Annotated in this window: 15 protein-coding genes; 2 read left to right on the plus strand and 13 right to left on the minus strand. The window is 62.8% G+C overall.

All coding sequences use genetic code 11. The features are described from left to right. Positions 1-11: 11 nt before the first annotated feature. From C8N35_RS13165 to C8N35_RS13195, 7 genes are all read right to left on the minus strand, one after another. Positions 12-458, minus strand: a complete 447-nt coding sequence (locus C8N35_RS13165) for an SUF system Fe-S cluster assembly protein (RefSeq protein ID WP_428977109.1) — start codon at positions 456-458, stop codon at positions 12-14. 11 nt (positions 459-469) lie between these two features. Further along, positions 470-1,720: a cysteine desulfurase gene (locus tag C8N35_RS13170; protein ID WP_107990164.1), complete on the minus strand. Its 1,251-nt coding sequence runs from the start codon at positions 1,718-1,720 to the stop codon at positions 470-472. Positions 1,721-1,731: 11 nt separating this feature from the next. After that, entirely contained in the window at positions 1,732-3,027 is a 1,296-nt protein-coding gene (gene sufD, locus C8N35_RS13175) for a Fe-S cluster assembly protein SufD (RefSeq protein WP_107990165.1), read from the minus strand. A 21-nt stretch (positions 3,028-3,048) separates the two neighbouring features. Continuing rightward, a complete protein-coding gene (gene sufC, locus C8N35_RS13180; RefSeq protein WP_107990303.1) occupies positions 3,049-3,804 on the minus strand; it encodes a Fe-S cluster assembly ATPase SufC in 756 nt (251 codons plus the stop codon). Between the two features lie 74 nt (positions 3,805-3,878). Further along, on the minus strand, positions 3,879-4,325 hold the full coding sequence (locus C8N35_RS13185) for a hypothetical protein (RefSeq protein WP_107990166.1): 447 nt from the start codon (positions 4,323-4,325) through the stop codon (positions 3,879-3,881). Then, on the minus strand, positions 4,325-5,800 hold the full coding sequence (gene sufB, locus C8N35_RS13190) for a Fe-S cluster assembly protein SufB (protein WP_107990167.1): 1,476 nt from the start codon (positions 5,798-5,800) through the stop codon (positions 4,325-4,327). Before sufB ends, C8N35_RS13185 begins: the two co-directional genes overlap by 1 nt. Before the next feature lie 120 nt (positions 5,801-5,920). After that, positions 5,921-7,096, minus strand: coding sequence for a cysteine desulfurase family protein (locus C8N35_RS13195; protein WP_107990168.1), 1,176 nt, complete (start codon positions 7,094-7,096; stop codon positions 5,921-5,923). 333 nt (positions 7,097-7,429) lie between these two features. On the opposite strand from C8N35_RS13195, the gene C8N35_RS13200 reads away from it, so the two are divergent. Further along, positions 7,430-8,086, plus strand: coding sequence for an alpha/beta hydrolase (locus tag C8N35_RS13200; protein WP_107990169.1), 657 nt, complete (start codon positions 7,430-7,432; stop codon positions 8,084-8,086). Between the two features lie 140 nt (positions 8,087-8,226). Here C8N35_RS13200 and C8N35_RS13205 read toward each other — a convergent pair whose 3' ends face one another. From C8N35_RS13205 to C8N35_RS13230, 6 genes are all read right to left on the minus strand, one after another. After that, the gene (locus tag C8N35_RS13205; RefSeq protein WP_107990170.1) at positions 8,227-8,460 is read right to left on the minus strand and encodes a FeoC-like transcriptional regulator; all 234 of its coding nucleotides are present in this window, start codon (positions 8,458-8,460) and stop codon (positions 8,227-8,229) included. Positions 8,461-8,515: 55 nt separating this feature from the next. Next, on the minus strand, positions 8,516-10,837 hold the full coding sequence (gene feoB / locus C8N35_RS13210) for a Fe(2+) transporter permease subunit FeoB (RefSeq protein WP_107990171.1): 2,322 nt from the start codon (positions 10,835-10,837) through the stop codon (positions 8,516-8,518). Between the two features lie 43 nt (positions 10,838-10,880). Beyond that, positions 10,881-11,111: a FeoA family protein gene (locus C8N35_RS13215; RefSeq protein ID WP_107990172.1), complete on the minus strand. Its 231-nt coding sequence runs from the start codon at positions 11,109-11,111 to the stop codon at positions 10,881-10,883. Further along, positions 11,108-11,455 carry a FeoA family protein gene (locus tag C8N35_RS13220; protein ID WP_170122096.1) on the minus strand — a complete coding sequence of 116 codons (348 nt, stop codon included), beginning with the start codon at positions 11,453-11,455 and terminating at the stop codon, positions 11,108-11,110. Before C8N35_RS13220 ends, C8N35_RS13215 begins: the two co-directional genes overlap by 4 nt. 417 nt (positions 11,456-11,872) lie before the next feature. After that, a complete protein-coding gene (locus C8N35_RS13225; protein WP_107990174.1) occupies positions 11,873-12,259 on the minus strand; it encodes an NADH:ubiquinone oxidoreductase subunit NDUFA12 in 387 nt (128 codons plus the stop codon). Positions 12,260-12,460: 201 nt separating this feature from the next. Beyond that, positions 12,461-13,429, minus strand: coding sequence for a response regulator (locus C8N35_RS13230; protein ID WP_107990175.1), 969 nt, complete (start codon positions 13,427-13,429; stop codon positions 12,461-12,463). Between the two features lie 766 nt (positions 13,430-14,195). Here C8N35_RS13230 and C8N35_RS13235 point away from each other — a divergent pair. Further along, on the plus strand, positions 14,196-17,909 hold the full coding sequence (locus C8N35_RS13235) for a vitamin B12-dependent ribonucleotide reductase (protein ID WP_107990176.1): 3,714 nt from the start codon (positions 14,196-14,198) through the stop codon (positions 17,907-17,909). Positions 17,910-17,952: the final 43 nt, after the last annotated feature.

A 17,952-nucleotide genomic window follows, 5' to 3' on the forward strand; every position in this document is an offset into this window, starting at 1 on the left:
CTTGCCCACCTCTAGAACCAGTTAAGCGCCACGCGTGCCTCGTCCGACATGCGGCTGGGATCCCACGGCGGATCGAACACCATGCTGATGTCGACCGTTCCAACGCCCGGTACGGAGGAAACGGCGTCCTGCACCCAGCCGGGCATTTCGCCGGCGACCGGACAGCCCGGCGCGGTCAGCGTCATGTCGATGTTGACGGAACGGTCGTCCTCGATATCCACCTTGTAGACCAGCCCCAGCTCAAAGATGTCGACCGGAATTTCCGGGTCATAGACCGTCTTCAGTGCCGCAACGATATCGTCGGTGAGCCGCGCGATCTCCTCGGCCGGCAGTGCCGAACCGCTTTCGGCCGGTGCCGCGGCATCGCCCGCGCCAGACTGCACAGGCGCGGCCGTTTCGGGTGTCCCCATCTCCATCGTTTCGGTGGAGCCTTCCGGGATGCTCGTGTCTTCGGTCATCGCGTCTGTCCTTAAGAGAAGAATCTCTGTGCCTTTTTCAGCGCTTCGGCGAGGCGGTCGACTTCTTCCAGGGTGTTATAGAGCCCGAAGGAAGCGCGGCACGTGGACGTCACCCCAAAGCGTGCGAGCAAGGGTTGGGCGCAATGCGTCCCGGCCCTGACCGCGACACCCTCACGATCGATGATGGTCGAGATATCGTGCGCATGAACCCCTTCCATCTCGAACGAAACGATGGCGCCCTTGCCGGGCGCATTGCCGAAGATCCTCAGCGAATTGATCTTCGAGAGCTCCGAATGCGCATAGTCGCGAAGGGCGTTCTCGTGCGCGGCGATGTTCTCGCGCCCCAGCCCCTGCATATAGTCGAGCGCGGCGCCAAGTCCAATCGCCTGCACGATCGCCGGCGTCCCCGCCTCGAAGCGGTGCGGCGGATCGTTGTAGGTCACCATGTCCTCGGTCACGTCGAGGATCATCTCGCCGCCGCCGTTGAAGGGCCGCATCGCGGCAAGCCGCTCCTTCTTGGCGTAAAGCACGCCGATGCCCGTCGGGCCGTAGACCTTGTGCCCCGTCAGAACGAAGAAATCGCAGTCGAGATCCTGCACGTCGACCGGCATGTGAACGGCAGACTGGCTTCCGTCGACCAGCACCGGCACGCCATGCTCGTGGGCAATCCGGCAGATCTCCTTCACCGGCACGACTGTGCCCGTGACGTTCGACATCTGCGTGATCGCCACCAGCTTGGTGCGCGCGGTGATGAGTTTCTCGAACTCCTCCACGAGGAAGGAGCCATCATCCGCGATCGGCGACCATTTCAGCACCGCACCTTGCCGCTCGCGCAGAAAATGCCAGGGCACGATGTTGGAATGGTGCTCCAGAATGGAGACGATGATCTCGTCGTCCTCGCCGATGCGCGGCATGGCGTGGGAATAGGCGACCAGATTGATCGCCTCCGTCGTGTTGCGCGTGAAGACGATCTCGTCCGTCGTCGGGGCATTGAGGAACCGGCGCACGCTCTCACGCGCCGCCTCGTAAGCTTCCGTCGCCGTGTTGGAAAGATAGTGCAGACCGCGATGGACGTTGGCGTATTCCTCAGAATAGGCCTTCATCATGCGATCGAGCACGGCTTTCGGCTTTTGAGCGGACGCGCCGTTGTCGAGATAGACCAGAGGCTTGCCGTAGATCTCGCGGGCGAGGATGGGAAAGTCCGCCCTCACCTTCTCGACATCGTAACCGGCCGTGTCCTGGATGGGGGCTGCGTCGTTCATCGCATCCGTCCTCAATAGCCGAGCCAGGTGCGGGTGCGTTCTTCCAACGCCTCCACGGCCTGCTCGTCGCCGATTTCCTCGATCACCTGCGACAGGAAGGCGAGGATCAGCAGCGTTTTGGCTTCCGCTTCCGGGATACCGCGGGCCTGCAGGTAGAACATCAGCTCCGCGTCGATTTGGCCGGACGTCGCACCATGCGCGCATTGAACGTCGTCGGCGAAGATCTCCAGTTCCGGCTTGTAGGCCATCTCTGCTTCATCCGACAGCAGCAGCGCCTGGCACATCATCTGGCCGTCCGTCTTCTGCGCATGCTGGAAGACGTTGATCCTGCCCTGGAACACACCCTTGGCCTTGCCGTCGATGGCGGACTTGTAGAACTCGCGGCTTACGCAATTGGGCACGGCGTGATCGACCACCAGCGTCACGTCGGAATGCTGGTCCTCGGTGATGAGCATCGTGCCGCGAAGACCCGCACGCGCATTTTCGCCGTTGAAGCGCAGGAAAACCTGCGTGCGGGCAAGATGGCCGCCGGAATTGAAGACGAAGTGGTCAAAGCCGACCTCGGCCTCGAGCGCCGAGACGAAGGTGGACAGGTGTTGTGCCTGGTGCCCCTCGTTCTGGAGCTTGATCCAGGAGACGTCCGCCCCCTTGTCGGCCGAAAACTCGATCGCCGTGTTGGTCTGGTAGCGGCCCTTGCCGGAATAGACCTCGTTGAAGCGAACTTTCGCGCCCGTGCCCACATGGACCACATGGCGCGTGTACGTCGCCGCCGGCTCTCCGGTCGCCACGTGCAGGATCTCGACAGGCCTGTCTATCGTGGCTCCGGCCGCAACCTCGATCAGCGCACCGTCACGCATGAAGGCGGTATTGAGATCAAGCGCACTGTCGGTCACGGTCCCGGCCAGATCGCCCAGTCCCTGCGGCCGCGCCTCACCGAGGGCTGTGGCAAGCGAAGTGATGGTCAGCCCCTCGATGCCGGCTATGTCGGAAAGCTCCGGCACATACAGCCCGTTGACGAAGACGATGCGGGCGCCTGCCATGTCGCCGAAACCGGCCACCGCATCAACGGCGGCCCTCGCCTCGCCGGCCTCAGGCGCCTCAGCGATCGGCAGGGCCTCGCTCATGCCGCGGCGCAGATCGGTGTATTTCCACTCCTCCACGCGCCGGTTGGGCAGGCCGCGCGAGCGAAAGCCCGCGATCGCCTTTTCACGCAGCAGCTTGACCGCATCGGCGGTGGGCGCTGCTTCGTATTGTTCGATCAGCGCACGCTCGGCAGCCGTGCGCAGCGTCTCGTTGTCCGCTGTCATGTCGCTTGCCTCCGTGCCCGATTAAGCCGCTTCGCCGATGTAGTCCGCGTAGCCGTTCTTCTCCAGCTCCAGCGCCAGCTCCGGCCCGCCCGTCTTGACGATCCGGCCAGCGGACAGCACGTGGACGATATCCGGCACGATGTGATCGAGCAGACGCTGGTAGTGGGTGATGACAACCATCGCGCGCTCCGGCGAGCGCAGACGGTTGACGCCGTCCGAAACCACTTTCAAGGCGTCGATGTCGAGGCCGCTGTCCGTCTCGTCGAGCACGCAGAGCGTCGGCTCCAGCAGTTCCATCTGCAGGATTTCGGAGCGCTTCTTCTCGCCACCGGAGAAACCGACATTGAGCGGACGCTTCAGCATGTCCGGTGTGATGTTCATCTTGTTCGCCTTCTCGCGAACAAGCTTCATGAAGTCCGGTGTCGGCAATTCACCAAGCCCGCGCGCCTTGCGCTGGGCATTGAGCGCGGCCTTCAGGAAGGTCATGGTCGCCACGCCCGGAATCTCGATCGGGTACTGGAAGGCCAGGAACATGCCGGCCACCGCCCGCTCGTCCGGCCCCATCTCCAGGATGTTCTCGCCGTTGAACAGAACTTCGCCTTCGGTGACCTCGTAGTCCTCCTTGCCGGCGAGCACATAGGAGAGCGTCGACTTGCCGGAGCCATTCGGCCCCATGATGGCATGGACCTCACCGGCATTCACGGTGAGATCGACCCCGCGCAGGATTTCCGTGCCGTCCTCGGCGATGCGGGCATGCAGGTTCTTGATTTCGAGCAGTGCCATTTTCAGATTTCCTATCCATCAGCCTGTTGCGCGTAGCCCAGTGGGATCGCTGCACGGCTGGCCTTGTTCTATTCGGTGCTCTCGCTGCCGGTCTCATCATCCGCATCCGGGATATCGATGAAACCATGTTCGACGATTTGCTCGACCAGGTAAGAGGTCCCGCTTCTGTCGAGTTCAGGGAAAAGCACCATAAGAGGTGTCGACAAAAGACCTTCGTCGTCGGGAAGTGGCGTGTAGACCGCGTCCATCGCCTCGTAGTCGAAGACCGTCACTTCCAGGGACCGTCCCGAGGGGTGGTCGATCGAAACAACATTCTCCTCAACCGAGATCTTGACCTCGATCGACGCATCTTCGGCGACTTTCGCGACGTATCCGGACAAGGATTGCGCGCCCAACGCGCATTCCGCCTGATCAATGTTTTCCCGATAGCCGTCAACGACCTCGTCGGCATACCTGTTAAGGTACAACACCCGAATATTCGGGCCTTCGGTGTCTAGCGCATCGATGTCAGCCATCACCCAACGCTGCCTTCCAGCGAGATCGAGATCAGCTTCTGCGCTTCCACCGCGAACTCCATCGGGAGTTGCTGGATGACGTCGCGCACGAAGCCGTTGACAATGAGCGCCACCGCCTCCTCCGCACCCAGGCCCCGCTGCAGGCAGTAGAACAACTGGTCGTCGGAGATCTTCGACGTCGTCGCCTCATGCTCGAAGACGGCGCTGGCGTTCTTGCTCTCGATGTAGGGCACCGTGTGCGCACCACAGTCCTGCCCGATCAGCAGACTGTCGCATTGCGTGAAGTTGCGCGCGTTCGACGCCTTGCGGTGGGCAGAGACAAGGCCGCGATAGGTGTTCTGCGACTTGCCCGCCGAAATGCCCTTGGAAATGATCCGGCTCGACGTGTTCTTGCCGAGGTGGATCATCTTGGTGCCCGAGTCGATCTGCTGATGGCCGTTGGAAATGGCGATCGAATAGAACTCGCCGCGGCTGTCGTCACCGCGCAGGATGCAGGAGGGGTATTTCCAGGTGATGGCCGACCCGGTCTCGACCTGCGTCCACGAGATCTTGGAGCGCGCGCCGCGGCAGTCGCCGCGCTTGGTGACGAAGTTGTAGATACCGCCACGCCCGTCCGCGTCGCCCGGATACCAGTTCTGGACGGTGGAGTACTTGATCTCCGCATCTTCCATGGCGACGAGTTCGACCACGGCCGCATGAAGCTGGTTCTCGTCACGCTGGGGCGCCGTGCAGCCTTCGAGATAGGAAACGTAGGCCCCCTTCTCCGCGATGATCAGCGTGCGCTCGAACTGGCCGGTATTCTGCTCGTTGATACGGAAGTAGGTCGACAGCTCCATCGGGCAGCGCACGCCTTCGGGCACGTAGACGAACGAGCCGTCGGAGAAGACCGCCGAATTGAGGGTCGCATAGAAATTGTCGGAGATCGGCACGACCGAGCCCAGATACTTCTTCACCAGGTCCGGATGCTCGCGCAGCGCCTCGGAGATGGAGCAGAAGATGACGCCGGCCTTGGCCAGTTCCTTCTTGAAGGTGGTGACCACCGACACGCTGTCGAACACCGCATCGACCGCGACGCGGTTCTTAGGTTCTACGCCGGCCAGGATTTCCTGCTCGCGAAGCGGGATACCGAGCTTCTCGTAGGTCGCCAGCAGCTCCGGATCGACCTCGTCGAGGCTCTTAGGCCCGTCGCCGGACTTCTTGGGCGCGGAATAATAATAGAGATCGTTGAAATCGATCTTGGGATAGCTCACCCGCGCCCAGGTCGGCTCTTCCATGGTGAGCCAGCGGCGATAGGCATCGAGCCGTATGTCCAGCATCCACTCCGGCTCGCCCTTCTTGGCGGAAATGAAGCGGATGACGTCTTCGTTGAGCCCTTTGGGGGCCTTGTCGGATTCGATATCGGTCACGAACCCGTATTTGTATTGCTCAACCTCGATCTCCCGAACGCGGTCGACCGTTTCTTGTACTGCAGGCATTGGCCTCTCCATCCAGCGCGGGTCAAGAACCGCGTGTTGTCGAAGTCTCACGTATTTGAACCGACGATACGCAAGCACCGCCCGCCCGGCCGAACCGGACGTCTTCGCAAGTGGCGACCGTCAGGCCGCCTTCCCGGCTTTCGCCGGTTTCATCCTGTTCACGAGCCCGCGCCAGATTTCGGCGAAGCGCTCGACATCTTCCCGTGTGCTCGTCCAGCCGAGGCTCAGCCTCAGCGCACCGCGCGCAAGATCCACCGGCACGCCCATGGCCTCGAGCACATGAGAAGAAGAAACCTTTCCCGACGAACACGCCGAACCCGACGAGACCGCCGCTCCGGCCAGATCGCAAGCGATCAGCGCGGTTTCCGCGACCATACCCGCCACAGCGAAACTGATCGTGTTGGGCAGGCGCGGCACATCGCGTCCGAAAACGACCGTGTCCCCGTATATATGGCGCAATTCCGCTTCCAGCCAATCCCGGAGCGCGGTTATTCGCGCAGCTTCTTCCGCAACGGCCAACTCTTCCAGGGCGGCACCGAAACCGGCGATCGCGGCGACATTCTCGGTGCCGGCCCGGTGCCGGCCTTCCTGGCCTCCGCCGGTGATCAGCGGTGCGGCGCGAAGGTCGTCGCGCCCGTAGACAATCGCGCCCACGCCCTGCGGCCCGCCGATCTTGTGCGAGGAGACCGACATAATGTCGCAATCCCACGCGCCGATCGACACTGGGATACGGCCCAACGCCTGAACGGCATCCACATGCAAGTAACCACCGGCATCGCGAACGATTCGCGAGATCCCGGCCAAGGGCTGAACGACCCCGGTCTCATTGTTGGCCGCCATCACCGAAACAAGCGGCACGCCGCCGGCCTCCGCCTCCCCGCGCACGAGCCTTTCTGCCTGCGACTTGTCAATGACACCGTCACCGGTAACCGGCAGTATCGTCACGCGGCGTGGGTCGAAGCGGCCTGCGGAGAGTACGGAAGCATGCTCCGTGGCGCCGACAAAGAGGCGGGTGGCCGGCCGCAACTGCCCGGATACGCTGATATTCGGCGTCAGGACCGTAACGTTCGCTTCGGTCGCGCCGCTGGTGAACACGATATTCTTGACCTTCGCGCCGGTGGCCGCCGCCAGCGACCTGCGCGCGGATTCGACAAGCCCACGCGCCGCCCGCCCCTCGCCATGGACCGAGGACGCGTTGGCAGGCCCGCCAAGGGCCACGACCATCGCATCGCGCGCAGCCGGCCGGAGCGGCGTCGTCGCATTGTGGTCCAGATAGATGCGGGAGCCCGCGTTCATTCCCTCGATTCCGCTCGTTCCTGCAACCGCAGCATGACAGCCCGATCGTGCCCTAGCCTATGGTTGTTACCGTTTCCGATTCGCGTCGTAGCCCCATTGTGGCGTTAAGGCCATACGGAAATCCTTGAAATTCACCGCCGTCGTGACGATAACAGCACAGAGCTTCAAGGGACGCACCCCAAATGCTGCCACGGTGGCGGTTGGTCGCGCATCTTTCGAATTATTCTAAACAAGGTTTTAGGAAGACAGCCGCTCCAAGTCAAGAAATGGCGCCCTAGAAAAGAATCTTCAAACCCCGCATCCGCCAGAAGGCGAGAAGGACGATCCGTATCTATGCCTGAAGTCATCTTCAACGGTCCGGCCGGCCGAATCGAGGGCAGGTTCCACCCCGCCAAGGAGCGCACGGCCCCGATAGCGCTGATCCTGCATCTGCATCCGCAGTTTGGCGGCACGATGAACAATCAGATCGTGTACCAGATGTATTACATGTTCGCGAAGCGCGGCTTTGCCGTGCTGCGCTTCAATTTCCGTGGTGTCGGCCGCAGCCAGGGCTCGTTCGATCACGGCCAGGGAGAACTGTCCGACGCGGCATCGGCACTCGACTGGGTGCAGAGCGTGCATCCGGATGCGCGCGCCTGCTGGATCGCGGGCGTCTCCTTTGGCGCCTGGATCGGCATGCAGCTGCTGATGCGCCGGCCCGAGGTCGAAGGCTTCATTTCGGTCGCCCCGCCCGCGAACCTCAACGACTTCTCGTTCCTGGCCCCCTGCCCCTCCTCCGGCCTCATCATCCACGGCGATTCCGACAAGGTGGTGCCGACCAAGGACGTTCAGACGCTGGTGGACAAGCTCAAGACCCAGAAGGGCATCGTCATCGATCATCAGACGATCACGGGTGCCAACCACTTCTTCGAAGGCCATATCGACGAGCTTATCGGGAACTGCGGCAGCTATGTCGATCGCCGGCTCGCCGCCATCGACACCGCTGCCTGAACCAGCGCGCCCGGCTGAGCAAGAAATAGAAAACGCCCCTTCCTTCGCGCACGGCAAGGAAGGGGCGTTTTCGTTTCGATATACCCACGGGGGAAATGGTCAGCAGGTTCGAGATCGCCCCCCTTGTCAGCGGATCAACTCTACTCCGCCACCCATTCGTAGACGACGGCACTCGGACAGTTCTTCGCGCAGCAGCAGGAGCCCCCGCCGCCGCAGTCCGTCGGCCCGTGCCGCACGACCCGCCCCTTGCGTTCCCACTGCACCAGCATCGCCTCGACAGCGGACGTGGAAGAGCCACTGCGAAGGGCGAGTGTCTGCAGCGACAGCTTCCGCTCCGCGCGCAACGCGTCCCGCAATTCCCTCAAGCCAGCCATGATTCATCTCTCCAACGCCGCCCCGTCGCATCAAGGCGGCTGACATCCAAGCTCGTCACTCCGCCGCCTGTGCCACAACAGCACTTTGGCGGCGGCTTCCCTTCTGACGCATCGCCGCGATCGCGGTCGCGAACACCGCGAGCACGACGGCAATCCACGTGAGCGCCCTTACCGGCGCCTGCCCGGCCTGGGAAACCTGAAAGGCGATAACCGACGCGCCGTAGGCGACCCACAGCGTCCAGCCGACGGCGAACAGCGTCCAGCGCCCGCCGACCTCGCGATAGATCGCGCCCACGGCTGCGGTGCAAGGCATGTAGAGCAGGGTGAACAGCAGATAGGCGAAGGCGCCAGCGACACCGGCAAAACGCGCCTGCATCTCGCCGAAGGTTCCGGTTGCGACGTCCTGCTCCTCCGCCGCCTTGTCGATGGAATCCACGTCGCCTACGCTGATCCCCAACGGGTCGGTGAGCGTATCGGTCAGCGCCGCCAGATTTGCCGGGATTGTCGCGAAAGCCTCGGCAAGACCATCGCCGACGATCTGCAAGGTGGTGCGGCCATCGTCATCCGCATCCGCCGACCCGTCGTCGGCAAGCGCGCCATAGAGCTGGTCGAGCGTGCCGACGACAGCCTCCTTGGCCAGCACACCGCTGACGATGCCGACCACGGCCGGCCAGTTGTTCTCCTCAAGCCCCATCGGCTTGAAGACGGGCACGACGGCCTTGCTGACAGTCGCAAGCACCGAGTTTTCAGGCTTCACCTTGTTGAAAGAACCGTCCGTTCCCACCAGGTTGAGCACAGAGAGCACGGCGACCATCAGCACGATGACACGCCCGGCCCCGAGGATGAATGTCCGCAGACGATCCCAGCTGTGCATCAGCATGTTGCGCAGCGTGGGCATGTGATAGGGCGGCAGTTCCATGACGAGCGGCGACGTTTCCCCGCGCAGCAGCGTGGAGCGCAGCATATATCCCGTCAAGACTGCGGCCGCGATGCCGACAAGATAGAGCCCGAAGACGATATTCTGCCCGTTGGTGGGGAAGAACGCGGCGGCGAACAGCGCATAGACGGGCAACCGCGCGCCGCACGACATGAACGGTGCCATCATCACCGCCGCCTTGCGGTCGTTCTCGTTCTCCAGCGTCCGCGTCGCCATGATCGCCGGAACGTTGCAGCCAAAGCCGACGATCAGGGGCACGAAAGCCTTGCCGGGCAGTCCGAAGGACCGCATGAAACGGTCCATGACGAAGGCGGCACGTGCCATGTAGCCGGAATCTTCCAGCAGAGACAGGAAGATATAGAGACATCCTATCACGGGGATGAAGGTCGCGATGGTCTGGATACCGCCGCCGATACCGTTTGCGAGGACCACGACCAGCCAGTCGGGCGCACCAAGCGTGCGCATCAGATGGCCAAGCCCGTCAACCATCACGGCACCCACGCCGATATCGAAGAAATCGATGAAGGCGCTGCCCACGTTAATGGTCCACATGAACATCAGATACATCATCACCAGAAAGATCGGGATGCCGAGCGCCCTGTGAAGCACGATCCGGTCGATGCGGTCGGTCAGCGTCGTGGACGCCTGGCGCGGCCGCGTCACCGCCGCCTGCACCGCCTCTGCCGCGAACCGGTAGCGTCGATCCGCCAGCATGATATCGAGATCCTCGCCCGCCTCCTCTTCCACCGAAACCATGGTTTCGCGGACCGTATTGGCAAGGTCCGAAGGAAGCGCGGCGATCCGACGTTCGTCGCCATCCAGCATCTGCAGCGCCTGCCAGCGCGTATCGTAGGAAGAGGCTGGCAGCTGGCCAGCAATCTCCGCGAGCGCGCGTTCCACCGCACCGTCGTAGCGCGGCGCCTGGCAAGGAAGTGCCTTCGTTTCCGCCGCCTCGATCATGGCCTGCTTGAGCCCGTCCACGCCCTGCCCCCGGCTCGCCACCACGGTGAGAACACGACAGCCGAGCCGGCGTTCCAGTTCGGCCACATCGACCGCGACACCGTTCTGCTGAGCGATGTCCATCATGTTCAGCACGACGATCATCGGCACCCGCATCTCCAGGAGCTGCGTCGTCAGATAGAGATGGCGTTCGAGGTTGGAGGCATCGACAATATTGACGAGAACGTCAGCCTCACCGGAAACCGCGTATTCGAGAGCTATGCGTTCATCGAGCGACGTCTCGCACGGTCCGAGCGAATAGGTGCCCGGCAGGTCGACCACGCTCACCAAGGTCTCGGGAAGCCGGAATTGCCCCGTCTTTCGCTCCACCGTCACGCCCGGCCAGTTTCCGACCTTCTGGCGGGTACCGGTGAGCACGTTGAAAAGTGTTGTCTTGCCGCAATTTGGATTGCCGACAACAGCGACGGTGATATTTTTCATTGCTTCGGCCTTCCTTGCCGCACGCGGCGACTGGGTATGCTCGTCAATCGATCTCGATGGAGACGATCCGCGCCTCGTCCTTGCGAACGCTCAGCGACGTGCCCCGAAGGTCGATTTCGATCGGATCGCCGAGCGGTGCCTTGCGCACCACCTTGACCACGGAGCCCGGCGTCAGCCCCATCGACAGGAGCCTGCGGCGATAGGAACTGGTGCGATCGGAATATCCCGTTACCCGGGCGACATCGCCCACGCGGAGTTCATCGAGGCGGGTCATAGGTTTGTCTCCAGTGGCGCAACCATCACCTTGTGTGCGAGCCCCTTGCCAAGCCCAATCCGCACACCTCGCACGCCGACGATCATCGGCCCGCACGCGTCGTTGCTGACGACCGATATGGAGACCCCGACGGTCAGCCCCTGATCAGCCAGCCGGCGCTGCGCATTGCGCCCGCATCCGTAGGACACCAGCCGCAGGTTGCTGCCGGGCGTCGCCATCGCCAGCGGAAAGCCGCGTTCGCTCGCGACGGCGCGAGACGGCGGCGACGTTGGGGAAACGAAGACGGCCGGTCCCGCCGTCTCATCCAGTGTGGAACCGAGAGCGGGGAGAATGCCCATATCCATGGCAGCCAACCTGTGAAGAAAGATGAAGAGTGATCCTGGTGCCAACGCTATATTCTTGAAATTAAACATCAACTTTGCAAAATGCCGCAGTGGAAAAGGCTACTTAAATGACTGTATTCAAACAGGCTTCCCCTACATTTTATTCACTCTAAGGTGCAACTGCACCCCAAATACGCTCGTTTTCCCGGTCAGGTTCGAAGGCTCGCCTACTTCCGCAACCGTATGCAGGAGCCATGATCGGGACCACCGACGGAAAGTGCGCGCCACATTCCGAACGGAGCAAGCAAGCGGGCGGAATCAAAAAGCCCCCGGTAATACCGAGGGCTCTCACACCAGCCACATCTGTGACTGTCATCGATTTTCCGGCTAACGGCCACCAGGCGAGTTCAGCGGCAAGAGGCGACCGCTTTTCGAGGCTCAGGCCTCCGGCGTCCAGGCGTCGTAGTCGGCGCTGACTTGCGGTCGCGATTCCGGTGTCAGGATCGAGCCGTGCGGACGGTAGGCACGCGCGGTCCCGGTAAGGTTCGCCTTGTGCCCCTTCTGCCAGGGCTTGGGGTGGTAGTCGCCTTCGCTCGGCGGCGTATCCACGCGATGGTGCATCCAGCCATGCCAGCCCGCGGGAATGGTACTCGCCTCGGCGGGACCGTTATAGATCACCCAGCGTCGGGCATTGTCACGCGTGCGAAAATAGCGATTTCCGAATTCGTCCTCGCCGACGAATTCGCCCTTTCGCCATGTGAAGAAGCGCGTTCCGAGCGTCTGCCCGTTCCACCAGGTGAAAATCTGAAGCAGGAAGGTCTTCATCGTCGCATCCGACTTGTCTTGGAATTTGCGCGGACTATGACGCCCACGACCGCCCCTGTCCAGCCCGATGAGGCCCCACGGCGCGACAGGCTGGCCGGCACGCGGCGTCAATCGCGACGAACGTGCGGATTACCGCATGAACGTTCGCCCGACAAAAATGCGCTCGTGGGCGCTCTGCATGAGCGAAATGGATAAGCGCGTTCACAGACCAGGTGAACGCCGGTGCCGGTTGCCTTGCTTGTCGCCCTTGTCGGGCACGGAACCGGGTCGCTCCTGCCCGCTCGTGGCGACCGGTTTGGCTGCAGGCCTGATTCCCGCGGGCCCACTCGCGGTCGAGCCTTTTCCTGCCGGTGCCGACGTCTGGGGTTTGGCGGCGGGTTTCGCTCCCGCCTTCGCAGGCGGCATTCCAGGCGCGACGCCGCTGCGCTTTGCTTGACCTTCTCCCGCCCCCGAGGCCGCGCGAACCTTCACCACCTCCTCCGTGACCGGAGAAGCCGCCTTGCCTCCCCCTGCCCTGGGCGTGATGAGGTCCCCCATCCCGCGGGACCGCTTTGGCTCGACCAGTTCCAGCGGCTCGTCCTGTTCCTTGGGCTTGGGTCTTTTGCCCAGACCTGCCGCGCCATTGGAGCGCGCATGGTGCAGTCGCGCCTGATCGAGCGCCTGACGCCGCTCGCTCTGAACGGCAAGCGCCTGTGCGACGCCTTCGATGACAAAGAAGTCCTGCCCCGGCTCCAGAACGAGCTTGCGCGCATCACGGATGATCCATTCCATACGCTGGTGCAGGGCCGTGGGCGCCAGAGGCTTCACGAGCACGTGGTGGGCGCCGGCCCTCAGCGCCTTTTCAACAAGCGAGCGCGTACCGTGTGCCGTCACCATCAGAACCGGGACGAAACACAGCGGCGCCATTCGTCGATGACGAATCGATCGCAGCAGCTGGTAGCCGGTGATCGGCTCCATCCGCCAATCGGTGATAATCAGGTGCGGCGGCTCGCTCAGCATGGCCTGCAGGGCCTTTTCCGCCGAATCGAAAGTGCGCACACGCTGGACCCGCATCGCGCCCAAAACAGAGCGGATGATCGTCTGCATCTGCTTGGAATCCTCGACGACAACCACGTCGAGCGATTCGAGCGGCACGTTGTAGGCCAGACTGTGCCGCATGATCTTCTTCATCGAGAAATCGCCAGTCCTTCGAAGCGGCTTCCAAAAGGCGGGCCGGATGGTCCGCCGGACAAACCACCTTCCAATACGCGCGGATTATGAAAGGCGAGCGTTAAGCCTTGCTCAAGAACCACATTAAATTTACATCGCAACACCGGTTTGCCCATGGCGTCCGGTCGTTTGTATCATCGTCATTCGTGACGGTTCCATCGGGGACTTTCGTCTCCGCCCCCTGCGGATGGGTTAACCACAGGGCCGAATACGGACTAACCACAAGATGTGGGGATCGCCGGTGCGACGAATTCGCTGAAGCGGATCCTCAATGTCGAGCGCCCGGTGACTGATATCGCGGGACTTTTCGAACTCTCCCCGACATTCACAGCCTGTACACAACATTTAGACGGCTCGATTTACCCAACCACAACAGCTTGACGGTTTACGACGAGTCGGACTAGCTTCCGGACATGTCGCTGAACGGCGACGGGGATGGCTCTCACGGCCAGCGTACTCCTCCTTCAACGGATCATCGTATTTGCCTTCTGCGCACATGCTGCGGGTGGGTTTTTCGTGTCCGTAATTGGGGATCTATGCGTGACTGGGAGCGGCTGCTGACCTATATTTGGTAGCGGACCCATCTCCCACAACAAGATGCCCTGGCAATGACCGGGACGTCATCAGCAGGCCAGGTGTCTATTAGAGCCCGGGGATGGTGCGGCCAAACCCGGGATGCGGCGATATATTGCTTTTGTCGGCTCGAAGTCGACGAGGGGGTCAGAGAATGCGCATCGAACGGCGATACACGAGCGAGGGCCAGTCGCCCTACGCGACAATCGAGTTTCGCACCACAACGAGCGAGATCCGGAATCCGGACGGCTCCATCGTGTTCCGCCTGGAAGACATCGCCGTGCCGGCGCAGTTCTCCCAGGTCGCGAGCGACATCCTCGCACAGAAGTACTTCCGCAAGGCGGGCGTCCCGGCGCGCCTGAAGCGGATCGAGGAAAATTCCGTCCCCTCCTGGCTGTGGCGATCCGTCCCGGACGTGGATGCGCTTGGCGAACTCGACGAGGATGCCCGCTACGGGTCTGAAATGGATGCCCGCCAGGTCTTCGACCGTTTGGCCGGCACCTGGACCTATTGGGGCTGGAAGGGCGGCTATTTCGATGGCGAGGCCGACGCCCAGTCCTTCTTCGACGAGCTGCGCTTCATGCTGGCGACACAGAAGGTGGCGCCCAACTCCCCGCAGTGGTTCAACACCGGTCTGTTCTGGGCCTACGGCATCGACGGCCCGGGCCAGGGCCACTACTACGTTGACCCCGAAACCGGCAAGCTGACCAAATCCAAGTCGTCCTACGAGCACCCCCAGCCGCATGCCTGCTTCATCCAGTCCGTCGATGACGATCTCGTCAACGAAAACGGTATCATGGACCTGTGGGTGCGCGAGGCGCGCCTGTTCAAGTACGGTTCGGGCACCGGCTCCAACTTTTCCCGCCTTCGCGGCGAAGGCGAGCGCCTCTCGGGCGGCGGCAAGTCGTCCGGCCTGATGTCCTTCCTCAAGATCGGCGATCGCGCGGCCGGCGCCATCAAGTCCGGCGGCACCACGCGCCGCGCGGCCAAGATGGTCGTAGTCGACATCGACCATCCCGATATCGAGGCCTACATCAACTGGAAGGTGCACGAGGAAGAGAAGGTCGCGGCGCTGGTCACCGGCTCCAAGACTGTTGCCAAGCACCTCAAGCAGATCATGAAGGCCTGCGTGAACTGCCAGGGCCCGGACGGCGACTGCTTCGATCCGAACAAGAACCCGGCGCTGAAGCGCGAAGTGCGCGCCGCCAAGAAGGCTCAGGTTCCCGAGAACTATATCAAGCGCGTCATCCAGTTCGCCCGCCAAGGCTATCACGACATCGAATTCAAGACCTACGACACGGACTGGGATTCGGAGGCCTACCTCACCGTTTCGGGCCAGAACTCCAACAATTCCGTCTCCATCCAAGATGAATTCCTGCGTGCGGTCGAAGCCGACGGCGACTGGAACCTGATCCGTCGCATCGACGGCAAGGTGCACAAGACGCTGAAGGCCCGCGAGCTGTGGGACCAGATCGGCTACGCCGCCTGGGCGTCGGCCGACCCCGGCCTGCACTTCAACACCACCATGAACGACTGGCACACGTGCCCGGCCGGCGGTCGCATCAACGCGTCCAACCCGTGCTCGGAATACATGTTCCTTGACGACACTGCCTGCAACCTCGCCTCGCTGAACCTGCTCCAGTTCATGGACAAGGACACCAAGCGGATCGAGACCGAGAACTACGAGCACGCCGTTCGGCTGTGGACCATCGTTCTCGAGATCTCCGTCATGATGGCGCAGTTCCCGTCCAAGCAGATCGCCAAGCAGTCCTACGAGTACCGCACGCTGGGTCTCGGCTACGCCAATATCGGCGGCCTGCTGATGACCAAGGGCATTCCCTACGACAGCGAAGAAGGCCGTGCGATCGGTGGCGCCCTGACCGCCATCATGACCGGCGTGTGCTACGCGACCTCGGCCGAGATGGCGAAGGAACTCGGTCCCTTCCCGCAGTTTGCCCCCAACCGGGAGAGCATGCTGCGCGTCATCCGCAACCACCGCCGCGCCGCGCGCGGCGAAGCGGGCGGCTACGAGGAACTGGCGGTCAATCCGGTGCCGCTCGACCATGCCTCCTGCTCCGACACCGCTCTGGTCGAGCGGGCGGTACTCGCCTGGGACCGGGCACTCGAGCTTGGAGAGGCGCACGGCTACCGCAATGCGCAAGTCTCCGTCATCGCGCCCACCGGCACGATCGGCCTCGTGATGGACTGCGACACCACCGGCATCGAACCCGACTTCGCGCTGGTGAAGTTCAAGAAGCTGGCCGGCGGCGGCTACTTCAAGATCATCAACCGCGCGGTGCCGGAAGCGTTGCGCACCCTCGGCTACTCCGAGGCCCAGATCGCCGAGATCGAGGCCTATGCGGTTGGCCACGGCTCGATCGACCAGGCGCCGGCGATCAACACCGCCACGCTGAAGGCGAAGGGTTTCTCCGATGCCACGATCGCGACGATCAAGGGCGCGCTGAAGCAGGCCTTCGACATCAAGTTCGTCTTCAACCGCTGGACGATCGGCGACGAGCAGATGGCCGCGCTGGAGGTGCCTCAGGAGAAATTCGACGACGCGGAGTTTGACCTCCTCACCCATCTTGGCTTCTCCAGGAAGGAAATCGAGGCGGCCAACATCCACGCCTGCGGTGCGATGACGCTGGAAGGTGCCCCGCATCTGAAGGACGAACACCTCGCGGTCTTCGATTGCGCCAATCCGTGCGGCAAGGTCGGCAAGCGCTATCTCTCGGTGGAAAGCCACATCCGCATGATGGCGGCGGCCCAGCCGTTCATCTCCGGCGCGATCTCCAAGACGATCAACATGCCGAACGATGCGACGGTCGAGGATTGCAAGGAAGCCTACACGCTGTCCTGGCGGCTCGCGCTGAAGGCCAACGCGCTCTATCGCGACGGCTCCAAGCTCTCCCAGCCGCTCAACGCCTCGCTCATCGCCGATGAGGACGACGAGGAGGATGCGATCGAGGAACTCGCCGCCCTGCCCGTCTCCGCCCAGGCCGCCAAGGTCGCGGAGAAGATCGTCGAGCGCGTCATCTACGAGCGCGAGCGCGAACGCGAAAAGCTGCCCGGTCGTCGCAAGGGCTACACCCAGAAGGCGGTCGTCGGCGGTCACAAGGTGTACCTGCGCACGGGCGAGTACAATGACGGCCGGCTCGGCGAGATCTTCATCGACATGCACAAGGAAGGCGCCGCCTTCCGCGCGATGATGAACAACTTCGCCATCGCCATCTCGCTGGGTCTGCAGTATGGCGTGCCGCTCGAGGAATATGTGGAGGCGTTCACCTTCACCCGGTTCGAACCGGCCGGCATGGTGCAGGGCAACGAGGCGATCAAGAACGCCACGTCGATCCTCGACTACGTCTTCCGCGAACTGGCTGTTTCCTATCTCGGCCGCAACGATCTTGCCCATGTCAATCCGGACACGATCGGCAACACCGTGATGGGCGACGGCGAGAAGGAAGGCCAGGCGAGCCAGATGATCGTGTCCAAGGGGCTGGTGCGCGGCCATACGGATCGCTTCCGGCTGATCGGCGGCTCCGGAGAGCCGGCGGGAGCGGCCAAGCAGTCGACCCCGAAGGCGACCTCCACGCCGGTCACCTCGATCGCCCGCGGCAGTGCGGCGACCGCCTTCAAGCGCGATCTCGATGTCGAGGAAGCGCCGGAGATGTCGCCGGCTCCCGAAGCCGAGGCGACCCCGCCGACGGCCATTCATGCGGCACAGGCCTCCGTCGCCCAGCGCGTCGCTCAGGCCCGCATGAAGGGTTACGAGGGCGAGGCCTGTTCGGAATGCGGCAACTTCACGATGGTGCGCAACGGCACCTGCCTGAAATGCGACACCTGCGGCGGCACCAGCGGCTGCAGCTGATCGCCGACACGGCCGTTGGTGTCTGAGATAGCAAAGGATGGCC

Source organism: Breoghania corrubedonensis (assembly GCF_003053845.1).
Classification (GTDB): Bacteria; Pseudomonadota; Alphaproteobacteria; order Rhizobiales; family Stappiaceae; genus Breoghania; species Breoghania corrubedonensis.

Bases quoted from the DNA above. Each gene is read 5' to 3' on its own strand.
- C8N35_RS13165 (WP_428977109.1), bottom strand. From the start codon at position 458: ATGACCGAAGACACGAGCATCCCGGAAGGCTCCACCGAAACGATGGAG.
- C8N35_RS13170 (WP_107990164.1), bottom strand. From the start codon at position 1,720: ATGAACGACGCAGCCCCCATCCAGGACACGGCCGGTTACGATGTCGAG.
- sufD (WP_107990165.1), bottom strand. From the start codon at position 3,027: ATGACAGCGGACAACGAGACGCTGCGCACGGCTGCCGAGCGTGCGCTG.
- C8N35_RS13185 (WP_107990166.1), bottom strand. From the start codon at position 4,325: ATGGCTGACATCGATGCGCTAGACACCGAAGGCCCGAATATTCGGGTG.
- sufB (WP_107990167.1), bottom strand. From the start codon at position 5,800: ATGCCTGCAGTACAAGAAACGGTCGACCGCGTTCGGGAGATCGAGGTT.
- C8N35_RS13195 (WP_107990168.1), bottom strand. From the start codon at position 7,096: ATGAACGCGGGCTCCCGCATCTATCTGGACCACAATGCGACGACGCCG.
- C8N35_RS13200 (WP_107990169.1), top strand. From the start codon at position 7,430: ATGCCTGAAGTCATCTTCAACGGTCCGGCCGGCCGAATCGAGGGCAGG.
- C8N35_RS13205 (WP_107990170.1), bottom strand. From the start codon at position 8,460: ATGGCTGGCTTGAGGGAATTGCGGGACGCGTTGCGCGCGGAGCGGAAG.
- feoB (WP_107990171.1), bottom strand. From the start codon at position 10,837: ATGAAAAATATCACCGTCGCTGTTGTCGGCAATCCAAATTGCGGCAAG.
- C8N35_RS13215 (WP_107990172.1), bottom strand. From the start codon at position 11,111: ATGACCCGCCTCGATGAACTCCGCGTGGGCGATGTCGCCCGGGTAACG.
- C8N35_RS13220 (WP_170122096.1), bottom strand. From the start codon at position 11,455: ATGGATATGGGCATTCTCCCCGCTCTCGGTTCCACACTGGATGAGACG.
- C8N35_RS13225 (WP_107990174.1), bottom strand. From the start codon at position 12,259: ATGAAGACCTTCCTGCTTCAGATTTTCACCTGGTGGAACGGGCAGACG.
- C8N35_RS13230 (WP_107990175.1), bottom strand. From the start codon at position 13,429: ATGAAGAAGATCATGCGGCACAGTCTGGCCTACAACGTGCCGCTCGAA.
- C8N35_RS13235 (WP_107990176.1), top strand. From the start codon at position 14,196: ATGCGCATCGAACGGCGATACACGAGCGAGGGCCAGTCGCCCTACGCG.